The sequence below is a fragment of the Microbacterium sp. GQ128 genome, assembly GCF_059758615.1.
The window spans coordinates 175,658-187,635 of sequence record NZ_JCAXDY010000002.1; the positions used below are offsets into that span (position 1 = coordinate 175,658).

The window sequence follows — 11,978 nt, forward strand, 5'->3', positions numbered from 1 at the left end:
TCGGGCCCGACACGCCGGGCGTGGCACCGTGAACCCGGCGAGCCGCGCGCGATCTCCGAAGTTGTGCCGGCCAGGCGTCGTAAGGATTTCGCATGCGTTGATTTCACCCGATTCACAAGTTGGTGAAACGGGCGTACGCTCCCGCGCATGACCACCGTCATCACGACCCGCAACCTCACCAAGCACTACGGCCACGTGCACGCGCTCGACGGCCTTGACCTCACCGTCGAGCACGGCCAGGTGCACGGCTTCCTCGGCCCGAACGGCGCGGGCAAGTCGACCACGATCCGCATCCTCCTCGGCCTCGCACACCGCACGTCGGGCGACGCGACCGTGTTCGGCGAGGACCCTTGGGAGCGCGCGGTCGACCTGCACCGACGTATCGCGTACGTCCCGGGCGACGTCAGCGTCTGGCCGAACCTGTCGGGCGGAGAGGCGGTGGACCTGCTCGCGCGTCTGCGCGGCGCCCGCACGAAGGATGCCGCCTACCAGCACGAGAAGAAGCGGCTCATGGAGGCGTTCCAGTTCGACCCGCGCAAGAAGGGCCGCGCGTACTCGAAGGGCAACCGCCAGAAGGTCGCACTGATCGCGGCGTTCGCCGTGCCCGCCGATCTGTACATCCTCGACGAGCCGACCAGCGGACTGGATCCCCTGATGGCGGTGATCTTCCAGCGCGAGGTCGCCCGCGCCCACGGGAACGGTGCGACCGTGCTGCTGTCGAGTCACATCATGAGCGAGGTGGAGCAGCTGTGCGACCGGGTGTCGATCATCCGCGCCGGACGCATCGTCGAGACGGGCACGCTGGCGGAGCTCCGGCACCTCACCCGCAGCGACGTCTCGTTCACGCCGTCCGGAGCCACCCTGGAACAGGTGACCCGCATCCCCGACGTGCACGACCCCGAGCAGCACGGGGACCGGATCCGCCTCGCGGTCGACAGCGACCGGACGGCCACCGTGCTGCCCGCACTCGCCGCACTCGGCATCAGTGACCTGCGGGTGGCACCGCCTTCCTTGGAGGAGCTGTTCCTGCGCCACTACGGAGACGACCTGGCGTCGCTCGAGGCGGCAGAAGACGGTGGGCCGGACGACGCGGTCCCCACCAGCCGCCGCGAACGCCGGATGCAGAAGGAGCGTGCGTGATGACGCGCTTCGCCGTGCTGCTCCAGCAGCGACTGCGGCGCGACCGCGCGCAGCTGCCGCTGTGGATCCTCGGCACCGCGCTGATGGCATTCGCGGGATATGCCGGCGTCAGTCAGTCGTATGCGACGCTCGCCGACCGGCAGAACATCCTCGCCGCGGCGTTGGCGAACCCGGTGATCCTGATGTTCCGCGGCCTGCCGTCCGGCACCTCCGAGGGCGCGTTCCTGGCGTTCGAGATCCTCCCGTGGCTCGCCCTCCTCGCCGCCCTGATGAGCACGTTCCTCGCCGTGCGCCACACCCGCGGCGATGAGGAGGCCGGTCGTGCCGAACTCGTGTGGGCGACCCCGGCCGGGCGCCGGCTGCCGACACTCGCCACCATCGTGCACGGCCTCCTGGCTAACATCGTCCTCGCGCTGCTCACCTCGCTCGCCCTGATCGCGACCGGTCTCCCGGCCGCCGGGTCGTGGCTCGCGGGTGCGGCGGCCGGCAGCTGCGGCATCGCGTTCCTCGGCATCGGACTCGTCGCGGCACAGCTCATGCGCACCTCGCGCGGGGCGAACTCCCTGACGGTCTGGGTACTCGTCGCGACGTTCCTGGTGCGTGGCATCGGCAATGCCGCAGGGACCCCGAGCGACGACCTGTCGAGCATGACCAGCGCCTGGCCGGTGTGGCTGTCGCCGTTCGGCTGGGCCGAGCAGACGCGCCCGTACGATGCCGATCTTGTCTGGCCGATGGTCCTCGGCGTCGGGTTCGGCGTCGTGCTCGCGGGTGTCTCCCTGGCACTGCAGTCCTTGCGCGACATCGATGCGAGCTTCGTGGCGGAGCGTCGCGGCCGGGTGTCGGCGCGGCCGGCACTCGCCTCGCCGCACGCGCTCGTGTGGCGGCTCACCTCGGGCTCCATCATCGGCTGGGCGGTCGGCGGTGCGATCACCGGCATCCTGGCGACGACGCTGAGCGGCCTGGTCGATCAGATCTCGGGCGAGAACCCGGCCGTCGCTGAGATCCTGACGAAGATCGGCGGCGCGACGGGCGGACTCGACGAGGTCGTCGTGACCGTGTTCTTCACGCTGCTCGGCATCCTCGCCGCCTGCTGCGCGGTGCAGACCGTCGTGCGCGCGCGGCAGGAGGAAGCCCGCGGAACCGCCGAGGCCGTGCTCGCCACCCCGATCGGACGTGTGCGCTGGCTGGCGGATTTCGTGATCGTCGGCGTCGTCGCGGTGCTGATCGTGATCGCCGCCGCCGTGCTGGCGGCCTGGATCGGCGTCTGGGCGAACGGCGGCGACGACTCGCTCTACCGGATCGTCGCGGTGGCCGGCCTCGGCCAGGCGGTCGCGGCAGCGGTCTTCGCCGTGCTCGCCGCCCTCGCGTTCGTGCTCGTTCCCCGGGCGACGACCGCCCTGGCATGGAGCCTCGTGCTGCTGGCGGCGATGCTCGGGATGTTCGGGCCGCTGTTCGGGCTGCCGGAGTGGACGGCGAACATCTCCCCCTTCGCGGTGACGCCCGTGGTGGACGGAAGCGGTGTGGATGTGCGCGGACTCTGGTGGTTGGTGCTCGCCCTGGCCGCGGGCGGCGCGGCCACCCTGGCTCTGATGCGACGACGCGAGCTCGCCCCCGGCGCCTAGGAGCAGCGCGATGCCCGACGACAGCACCGAGAACGGACCCGACGTGGATGCCGCGAGCTCAGGCGATGCCGTCGGCGCAGCATCCGCCTCCCATCGCGGTATTGAACCCGCCGAGCAGGCAGCGGCCATGATGACCGCTGCCGGGATGCCACGGATGCCGGCACGCGTGATGATGGCGCTGGTCGCGGCGCCCGAGGGCGGATATACCGCAGCGCAGCTCGGCGAGCGTCTCGGCGTCTCGGCCGCCGCCGTCTCCGGCGCGGTGCGCTATCTGCAGCAGCTGCACTTCATCCAGCGGCGCTCCCGCCCCGGCGACCGGCGCGACCGCTACGAGTTCGTGCACGATCCGTTCTACCGCTCGATCGTCGGGAACATGCCCGTGTACGCCCGCCTCTCGGAGTACATCGACGACATCGCCGCCGAGCACGACGACGATCAGGGCGCCCATGACCGGGCCGTCGAGCTCGCCGAGTTCTTCCGCTTCCTCTCCGCCCGGATGCTGCAGATCGTCGAGGACTGGCGCGACCACCGCCCCACCTGACCCTGCCCTGCCCTGCCCTGTCCTGCCCCTGCCCTGCCCTGCCCTGTCCTCCCCCGCCCTGTCCTGCCCTGCCCACTTCTTCCCCGGGCACAACTTCGGAGATCGAAGCCGACACGCCGGCAGTTCCACCCCGAGGCCGGCGAGTCGCGCGCGATCTCCGAAGTTGTGCACGACTCGGGGGGGGTTGACAGCCGGCCGGGTTCTATGGTTACTTAGTCAAGTAACTAACCCGCCAACCCACCGGAGGAATTGTGATCGAAGAAGGCAAGCCGCTCTTCCTCCAGATCGCCGAGCAGATCGAGGACTCGATCGTCGACGGATCGCTCGCCGAAGAGGCCCAGGCGCCGTCGAGCAACGAGCTCGCCGCGTTCTACCGGATCAACCCCGCCACCGCCGCGAAGGGAGTCGCCGTGCTCACCGAAAAGGGAGTGCTCTACAAACGCCGAGGCATCGGCATGTTCGTCGCCGACGGCGCCAGGGAAGTCCTCCTCGGCGAGCGCCGCGCCCTGTTCGCCGACCGCTACATCGACCCGCTCCTCGCCGAGGCCCGCACGCTCGGACTCGGCGCCGACGACCTCGCCGCACTGCTCCGGCAGCGCGCCGCACTGACCACTGATTCAGAAGGGAAGACCCCCGCATGACCGCTGTCATCGAGGTGCAGAACCTCAGCAAGCGCTACAAGGAGAAGCGAGCGCTCGACAACGTGTCGCTCGCCATCGAGGGAGGCGCGATCTACGGCCTCCTCGGTCGCAACGGCGCCGGCAAGACGACACTCATGTCGATCCTCACGGCGCAGAACTTCGAGTCCTCCGGCACCATCAAGGTGTTCGGCGAGCACCCCTACGAGAACGCGCACGTGCTCAGCCGGATCTGCTTCGTCCGCGAGAGCCAGAAGTACCCGGACGACGCGTATCCCAAGCACGCCTTCAAGGCCGCGAGCCTGTTCTTCCCGCACTGGGATCAGGCGTTCGCCGACGAGCTCGTCGCCGAGTTCCAGCTGCCGATGAAGCAGACCATCAAGAAGCTCTCCCGCGGTCAGCTCTCCGCGGTCGGCGTGATCATCGGACTCGCGTCGCGCGCCGAGATCACGTTCTTCGACGAGCCGTACCTGGGTCTCGACGCGGTCGCCCGGCAGATCTTCTACGACCGCCTGGTCGAGGACTACGCCGAGCACCCGCGCACGATCATCCTGTCGTCGCACCTGATCGACGAGGTCTCCAACCTCATCGAGAAGGTCATCGTGATCGACAACGGTCAGATCCTCCTGCATGAAGACACGGATGCGGTCCGCGACCGCGCCGTGACGGTGGTGGGCGACGCCGCGAAGGTCGACGCCTGGGTCCAGGGTCGCGAGGTCCTGCACCGCGAGTCGCTCGGGCGTGTGGCATCCGTCACGACCCTCGGGATGGTGACGGCGGAGGAACGCGCGGCCATCACGGCATCCGGTCTGGACCTGGCGCCGGTCTCGCTGCAGCAGCTGATCGTCCGACTCACGCAGAAGGCCGAGGCCGACTCCACGAGAGGCTCCGCCACGAAAGAGGAGGTGCGCTGATGCGACGCACATTCAACGTCATCCGCCTGCAGCTCATCAACAAGGGCACCTTCATCTGGTACCCCCTGATGATCCTCGGCGCCGCCGTGGTGATCTCCGTGATCATCTACGCGATGATCCCGGGCGACGGACCCAAGTACGGCGGAGGTGGCCAGGCTCCCCTCTGGTACTTCTTCGCCATCGGGATGTCGGCGATGACCCTGACGTTCCCGTTCTCCCAGGCAATGAGCATCACCCGTCGGGAATTCTTCCTCGGAACCCTGCTGACCGCGATCCTCGGCAGCGCGCTCATGGGAATCCTGTTCCTGATCGGCGGCGGCATCGAGGTCACCACGAACGGATACGGGGTGCACGGCTATCTGTTCTACCTCCCATGGCTGTGGGATGCGGGCCCGCTGGGCGCGTTCGTGGTCTACTTCACTCTCGCGCTCTTCTTCTTCGTGATCGGCTTCACCGGCGCGACGATCTACAAGAGCTGGGGCCAGCTGGTGCTGCTGATCGTGAGCATCGGTCTCGCGCTGGTCCTCGTCGCACTCGTTTTCCTGGCGACCAGGCTCGAGCTGTGGGGGCACGTCGGGGCGGCGATCAACGACCTCGGTGCTCTCGGGCTGGCGCTCTGGATGCTCCTGCTCACGGCGGTCTTCACGGGCGTCTCGTTCCTCGCCTTCCGGCGGACCATCCCGTAGGCGCACCTCTGCACGCCGCACCCCTCGACGACGCCGGTCCCCCTCCTCGGGTGGCCGGCGTCGTCGCGTCCGCGCGCTACCGGTCCCCGCCTGCGGAAGCAACCCACTCGCCGGAGGCGCCCCGGCGGCATACGCTCGCGGAATCACCTGCCCGCCGAGAGAGAGGATGCCGTGACGCAGAGCCACCCCCGAATCCGCGCACGCCGCGCGGGCATCGCGCGCGCCCTGCACGATGCCGTCCTCCCCGCCCGCCTGCTGCTCGTCGCCAAGACGACCCTCGCTGTCGGGCTCGCGTGGATGATCGCCCCGCACATGCCGGGCGTCACCGACGAATACCCGTACTACGCCCCGCTCGGCGCTCTGCTGAGCATGTACCCGACGCTGATGGGCTCCGCGAAGTCGAGCTTCCAGACACTGCTCGGGCTGGCCACGGGGATCGGACTCGCCACGATCGTGGTGCTCACGGTGGGGCCGACGTGGTGGACCATCCCCCTCGTCGTGGGGGTCGGCGTGCTGCTGTCGGGCACGGGCTGGTTCGGCGTCGGACGCGAGTACATCCCGATGGCCGCCCTGTTCGTGCTGATCATCGGTGGGCAGAACGCCGATGACTACTCGCTCGGCTACCTGACGCAGACGGCGGTCGGGGTGGCCGTCGGACTCGTGGTCAACTTCCTGATCGCCCCCGCCCCGCTCACCGGCGTGGCGGCGGCACGTCTGGAGGCGTTCCGGGAACAGCTCGCCCGGCACCTCGACGACATCGGATCGGCGGTCGCCGAATCGTGGCCCCCGGAGCACGAGCAGTGGGCCAAAGACGCGGCCTCGCTCGCCGACACGGCGGGCGAGCTGCGGGCGGCGCTGACGGAGGCGGACGAGAGTCGGCGCGGCAATCCCCGGGCGAAGGGGCACCGACCGCGGATGCAGCAGAGCCACGAGGAGCTCGCCGCACTCGACCGGATCGCGCACCTCATCCGCGACATCTCGGACGAGATCGCCGACACGATCTGGGACCGCCCGGCCGGGCTGCCGCTCGATCCCGCCCTGCCCGGGCCGCTGTCGGATGCCTGCCATGCGGTGGCGGAGGTCATCGCACGCGGCGACGCCTCATCCGGCGAGGACCACCGTGTGCGCGCAGAGGCCGCCCGTGCGACCCGGCTCCTGCTCGAGACAGTGAACGATCGCACCGTCGACGAACGCAGTTCGATGGGCCCGGGAGTGCTCTCCGCGATGCACCTGCGTCGCATCCTGATCCTCAGCGGAACGGGCTCGTCGACCGAGGACTGAATCCGGACCGCGTCAGATGGTGTCGTCGGCGGCGATCACGTCGATCTGCCAGTAGCGGCCGTCGGGGTCGGCGTCGTCGTGCGCTTCCTCGGCGGCGGTCAGCACATCGTTGAACTTCACCATCGCGTCGTCGAACTCGGCCTCGGTCAGCCGGATCGTGCGCTGGGTGAAGGCGGCGTGCACCTCGGTGGTGCGCCCGGCGACGTACTCGGGGGTCCAGGTGGTCACCCGGCGCATCAGATCCTGGTGGTCCTCCACCAGCGCGGCGATCACGGCGCTGCCCAGTTCCTCATCGGCGACCGGGCTCTCCGGGCCGCCCACGTTCAGTGGCCCCTTGTGTCCGGTCCAGACGCGGTCGCGCCGGTCGCGGGCCTTCTCGGGCGCCTCCTCGATGAGACCGGCATCGGCGAGCGCGCGCAGATGGAAGCTCGCACTGTTGGCCGGCACGCCGAGTTCGGCGGCGATGTCGGCGGCGCGGAGGAAGTCCCGCCGCGAGAACAGGCGGATCATCTGGCGCCGCAGGGGGTGCGAGTAGGCCTTGAGCATGGCCGAGGTCATCCAGACGGGATCCTCGCTCGTGCCCTTCGCGGTGTCCTCCGTCATGTGCCGATCTTACCCGCACCCGAAATTGCGCAATAGAACTTGCGCAATTCTTCTTGCGCATCTACTCTCGACTCATGACCACCGTCACCCAGCCGCACCGCCTGTGGCGCAACACGCGATACCTCACCTGGCTCGTCAGCGACACGAGCAAAGGCCTCGCGGGCGCCCTGTTCGGATTCGCGATCCCGCTGCTCGCGCTCATCGTGACGAACGACCCCGCACAAGCCGGCATCATCGGCGCCGCGGGAATGGTCGCCCGCCTGCTCATGACCCTCGCCGGCGGAGTGCTCGCCGACCGCCACCGCCGCATCACCCTGATGCTGCTCGGATCTCTCATCGGCATCGTGCTGGCGGGGGCGTTCACGCTGCTCGCGCTCGGCGATGCGATGACCTTCGGAACCCTTCTCGTGATCGACGTGCTCCTCGCCGCACGCAGCGGATTGTTCGACGTGGCCGGCGAGAGCGCGATCAAGGAGATCGTGCCCGACGACGCCATGGGGCGCGCGCAGGCGGCGAACCAGGGGCGGGATGCCGCGCTCCAGCTCGCGGGAGGACCGCTCGGGGGTCTGCTCCTGGGCGTCGGCGGCTGGGCGGTCGGCGTCGTCATGACGCTCTGCCACGCGATCGCCGCCCTGACCGCCTGGATGCTGGGGCGCCAGGCACGTCGCGCGGGAGTGGTCGACACCGGAGCGGCCGGCGAAAACACAGACGACCCGGACGACCTGCAGCGTGTCGGGGCTGAACACGCCGCCGCCACGACGGATGACCTGGGTTTCGGCGCCCCAGCTGCCGCGCCGACGAAGCCGAACGCCTGGGCGGAGCTGCGCGAGGCGTTCGGCTGGCTGCTCTCGCGGCCCGACCTCGGTGGAGTCCTGCTCATCACCACGGTCGTGAACCTGGGATTCAACGCCGCGATCACCACCGTCATCTATGCGCTCCAGCAGGACGGCCACTCCGAGCTCCTGATCGGCACGCTGAGCGCATCGATCGGGGCTGTGATGCTCGTGGGCGCCGTGTGCGCACCCCTGCTCGTCCCCCGCATCAAGGCCGGGGTCCTGACGATCGTGGGCCTGTCGGTCGCCGCGGTCGGGGTGATCCTGCTCACCACGGTCACGTCGCCCTGGGCCATCGCCGTGGTGCTCGGCGCCTCGGTGCTCCTCGTGCCCGCCCTCAACGCCGGGATGATGGGCTACTTCATGGTCGCGACGCCGACGCACCTGCTCGGCCGCGCCAACAGTGCCGTCGGTGTGCTCGGCATGGGGGCGATGCCGCTCGCCCCACTCATCGCCGGCTTCGGTCTCGCGTGGATCGGCCGCGAGTGGACGCTGCTGCTCTGCGCCGCACTGTGCCTCGCATCCGTGGCCCTGGCCGTGAGCAACCGCGCGCTGCGCGCACTCCCCGTCGAGTCGCGGTGGGCCGCGCATGCGAAGCAGTTCGAGTCGGCCTGACCCGCATCCCGGAGCGATGCGGCGCTAGAGGGCTCCGGTCAGCGCGGCGATGCCGGCGAGTGCCGAGACCAGCGCGAGCACCAGAGCGATCGCGATGAGGATCGCGTGCACCTTGAGGAACGTCGTGGGCTTGCCGTTCTCGTCGCGCGCACGCGGATCGTCGGCCACACGCTTGTAGAACCGCGGCCAGACGAGGGCGTTGAAGGCGGCGTTGAGGAAGAGCAGGACGGAGAGGGCGATCACCCCTCAACGCTATCGAGATCCACCCCCGCGTCCGACCGCGTATCAGCCGCGGAATTCTTGGATGAAGTCATGTATCAGAAACCTCTTGCCGTGCTCCTGGTAGGTGTGATCACAATGGGCTTCATGATCGACGGTGCACCCGGCGCCGCTCTCGATCCTGCCTCGGACGACGGGCGCGCACGCTGGGAGCGCGCCGCGGGTCTGTTCGACGCATGGCGCGAGGGAGACGGCCGCGCGATGGACGAGCTCGTACGGCTCATGACCCCCGTGCTCTGGCACGTGGTGCGCGCGTACGGACTCGAACGCACGCTCGCCGAAGACGTGGTGCAGACCACCTGGTTGCAGCTCGTCCGCGGCCACGGCTCGATCAGCGACCACCGGGCCGTATCGGCCTGGCTCACGACCACCGCCCGCCGCGAGGCCTGGAAGGTCGCCAAGGCGCACGGCAAGGTCGACACGACCGTGGACGACGACCTCGATGCGCTCCTGCCCGAGCAGGCTTCGGCGGAGGAGCACGCGACGCTGGGCGACGAGAACCGCCGGCTGTGGACGGCCGTGCGCCTCCTCAACGAACGCTGCCAGAAGCTCCTGCGCGTGATCGCCTTCGAGGACCGGCCCGACTACGCCAGGATCGCCGCCGACCTCGCGATGCCGATCGGCAGCATCGGTCCGACGCGCAACCGCTGCCTGGCCAAGCTGCGCGCGCTGCTGGACGCACCGCCGACCGCCCAGGCAGGAGGGCTCGCATGAGCGCGCACGACGACGCCGAGATGTTCGCCCGACTCCGCACGCTGTGGAGCGAGGTCGACCCCGTGCCCGCGGGCTTGATCGACCGCATGGTCGCCGCCGTCGCCGCCGACGGGCTGAACCGCGAGTACGCGCTGCTCACCCTCGTCGAGGGGCAGCTCGGCGCCGTCCGGGGCGAGGCGGATGCGCTCACCCTGCAGTTCAGCGACGGCACGACCAGCATCCTGCTGCATGTGACGACCACCGCATCCGGTCGCCGCCGCGTCGACGGCTGGGTCGACACCGGCGCCGCGGAGGTCTTCCTCACCCAGGGCGAGAAGACGATCTCCACCTCGCCGGAGGAGACCGGACGCTTCGCGTTCGACGAGGTGCCACCCGGTCTCACGCGCGTGCGCCTGACGACCGCGATCGGGGACGAGACGCGCACGCTCGCGACCCCGCAGTTCGAGCTGTGACCACGGGCACCGCCCGTCGATGAAGCCGCGGGGCGACCCGCACCGAGAGGATGACGATGGAGCAGCCCAAGGGATGGACCTGGCAGGACCGCGCGGAGGGATCCATCCGCCGCGGCACGGCCCTCGACCCGAGCACGGAGCCCGTGGACGGCATCCGCGCCTTTCCCACCGCCTATCTGCCCGAGCGGCTCCTGATCACCCGAACGCTCGGCGATCAGGAGGCGTACGACCGTGAGCTGCGCACACTGCGCGACGCGGCCGACACGTTCGGGTGGCTGCTGGAGACCGAGGACGGCGCGCGCGAGATCGGTGACGGGGAGCTCGTGCCGGGCGTCGTGGGATTCCAGCGCCTGCGGCTGACCACCACGGACGAGCCCGTGCGCGGGGAGTCGCCGATCTCCCCCGACGCATGGCGGGTGCTCCAGCGCGCCCGACGCATGTCGCGCTCGACCATGCCGCGGACCAGCCTCGACCACGTGCTGTCCATCGACCCGGTCGGACTCAACCCGTTCACCCGGACCAACCCCTTCACGCGGACCAACCCGTTCACCCGCACGAACCCGGTGCGCGGCGAGGGCGCCGCGGGCAGCGACGACTACCTCGAGCCCGGACGGGGCGCGCGACAGCCGGTGACCTGGCTGGGACCGGCTCCCGTGCGGGGACCGGCGCCGAAGCGCGGGCGGCGGGCCGTCGTCGCGGTGCTCGACACGGGCTGCGGCGAACACGCCTGGCTTCCCGACGACATCGTCACCCGTCATGTCGACCTCGACGGCGTTCCGGTGGGCCTCACGGACGACGCCGATCCGGAGCGCTACCCCGACCTGTACGGGCAGCTCGACGGCGCGATCGATGCGGTCGCGGGCCACGGCACGTTCATCGCCGGGCTCGTCCGACAGACGGCTCCGGATGCCGACATCCTCTCGATCCGCGTGGCGGGCGCACTCGGTGTGGTCGACGAGAGCACCCTGCTCGACACGGTCGCGCAGGTCGTGATGCTGCTGATCCGCCACCGGGAGGACCCGACGACGGGCTTCCCGATCGACGTGCTGAACCTGTCGCTCAGCTACTACCACGAGACGCCGACCGACGGCATGTTCAGCCTCACCCTGCACCAGCTGCTGGCCAAGGCGCGCGAGCTCGGCTGCGTGGTCGTGTGCTCGGCGGGCAACGACGCCATCGATCGGCCCTCGTTCCCGGCGTCGCTGTGGCCGTGGCCGGACTCGCACAACGGCATCCCGCTCGACGACGGCACCCCGCTCGTGTCGGTCGGCGCGCTGAACCCCTCGGCGCAGTCGGTCGCCCTCTTCTCGAACGTGGGCCCGTGGGTGAAGACCTACGCGCCGGGCGCTGCCGTGGTGAGCACCTCGCCCGGCTTCGTGGGCGGCTCCCAGGCGGCCACACGTGCGGACGTCGACGGCATCCGCCGCGAGACGATCGATCCCGACGACTATCGGGGCGGGTTCGCGATCTGGAGCGGCACATCCTTCGCGGCGCCGTACGTCGCCGGACGCATCGCCGCGCAGCTCGGCACCGTGCCGGTCGCAGGCGCCACCCCGGATGCCGCGAAGAAGGCCGTCGCCGCCGTGCTGAAGTCGCTGCCGACTCCGGTCGACCCGGCCTGACCACCCCCGAGACGGACCGTCCGCACCGATACGGGCGG

13 protein-coding genes are annotated in these 11,978 nt (G+C 70.0%); 11 read left to right on the top strand and 2 right to left on the bottom strand.

The features are described from left to right. Positions 1-147: 147 nt before the first annotated feature. From AC6CHX_RS06855 to AC6CHX_RS06885, 7 genes are all read left to right on the top strand, one after another. The gene (locus AC6CHX_RS06855) at positions 148-1,140 is read left to right on the top strand and encodes an ABC transporter ATP-binding protein (RefSeq protein WP_498272190.1); all 993 of its coding nucleotides are present in this window, start codon (positions 148-150) and stop codon (positions 1,138-1,140) included. Then, positions 1,140-2,762, top strand: a complete 1,623-nt coding sequence (locus AC6CHX_RS06860) for an ABC transporter permease (protein WP_498272191.1) — start codon at positions 1,140-1,142, stop codon at positions 2,760-2,762. The genes AC6CHX_RS06855 and AC6CHX_RS06860 overlap by 1 nt, the downstream gene beginning before the upstream one ends. A 10-nt stretch (positions 2,763-2,772) precedes the next feature. Next, positions 2,773-3,303: a GbsR/MarR family transcriptional regulator gene (locus AC6CHX_RS06865; protein ID WP_498272192.1), complete on the top strand. Its 531-nt coding sequence runs from the start codon at positions 2,773-2,775 to the stop codon at positions 3,301-3,303. Between the two features lie 251 nt (positions 3,304-3,554). Then, entirely contained in the window at positions 3,555-3,944 is a 390-nt protein-coding gene (locus AC6CHX_RS06870) for a GntR family transcriptional regulator (protein ID WP_498272193.1), read from the top strand. Then, positions 3,941-4,855 carry an ABC transporter ATP-binding protein gene (locus AC6CHX_RS06875; protein ID WP_498272194.1) on the top strand — a complete coding sequence of 305 codons (915 nt, stop codon included), beginning with the start codon at positions 3,941-3,943 and terminating at the stop codon, positions 4,853-4,855. The genes AC6CHX_RS06870 and AC6CHX_RS06875 overlap by 4 nt, the downstream gene beginning before the upstream one ends. Beyond that, the gene (locus AC6CHX_RS06880; protein ID WP_498272195.1) at positions 4,855-5,541 is read left to right on the top strand and encodes a hypothetical protein; all 687 of its coding nucleotides are present in this window, start codon (positions 4,855-4,857) and stop codon (positions 5,539-5,541) included. The genes AC6CHX_RS06875 and AC6CHX_RS06880 overlap by 1 nt, the downstream gene beginning before the upstream one ends. A gap of 171 nt (positions 5,542-5,712) precedes the next feature. Next, the gene (locus AC6CHX_RS06885) at positions 5,713-6,822 is read left to right on the top strand and encodes an aromatic acid exporter family protein (RefSeq protein ID WP_498272196.1); all 1,110 of its coding nucleotides are present in this window, start codon (positions 5,713-5,715) and stop codon (positions 6,820-6,822) included. A gap of 12 nt (positions 6,823-6,834) precedes the next feature. Here the strand turns inward: AC6CHX_RS06885 and AC6CHX_RS06890 are convergent, their stop codons facing one another. Continuing rightward, on the bottom strand, positions 6,835-7,425 hold the full coding sequence (locus AC6CHX_RS06890) for a helix-turn-helix domain-containing protein (RefSeq protein WP_498272197.1): 591 nt from the start codon (positions 7,423-7,425) through the stop codon (positions 6,835-6,837). Positions 7,426-7,499: 74 nt separating this feature from the next. Here AC6CHX_RS06890 and AC6CHX_RS06895 point away from each other — a divergent pair, with 74 nt between their 5' ends. After that, the gene (locus tag AC6CHX_RS06895) at positions 7,500-8,873 is read left to right on the top strand and encodes an MFS transporter (RefSeq protein ID WP_498272198.1); all 1,374 of its coding nucleotides are present in this window, start codon (positions 7,500-7,502) and stop codon (positions 8,871-8,873) included. A 24-nt stretch (positions 8,874-8,897) separates the two neighbouring features. Here AC6CHX_RS06895 and AC6CHX_RS06900 read toward each other — a convergent pair whose 3' ends face one another. Next, positions 8,898-9,116, bottom strand: coding sequence for an SCO4848 family membrane protein (locus tag AC6CHX_RS06900; RefSeq protein ID WP_136041732.1), 219 nt, complete (start codon positions 9,114-9,116; stop codon positions 8,898-8,900). Between the two features lie 69 nt (positions 9,117-9,185). Between AC6CHX_RS06900 and AC6CHX_RS06905 the strand changes: the two genes are divergently transcribed. From AC6CHX_RS06905 to AC6CHX_RS06915, 3 genes are read left to right on the top strand one after another with little or no spacing between them, the layout of a single operon-like run. Beyond that, entirely contained in the window at positions 9,186-9,866 is a 681-nt protein-coding gene (locus tag AC6CHX_RS06905; protein ID WP_498272199.1) for an RNA polymerase sigma factor, read from the top strand. Continuing rightward, a complete protein-coding gene (locus AC6CHX_RS06910) occupies positions 9,863-10,318 on the top strand; it encodes a hypothetical protein (protein WP_136041731.1) in 456 nt (151 codons plus the stop codon). The genes AC6CHX_RS06905 and AC6CHX_RS06910 overlap by 4 nt, the downstream gene beginning before the upstream one ends. Positions 10,319-10,374: 56 nt before the next feature. Then, positions 10,375-11,940 (top strand): S8 family peptidase, encoded by a 1,566-nt coding sequence (locus AC6CHX_RS06915; RefSeq protein WP_498272200.1) that lies wholly within the window; start codon positions 10,375-10,377, stop codon positions 11,938-11,940. Positions 11,941-11,978 lie beyond the last annotated feature (38 nt).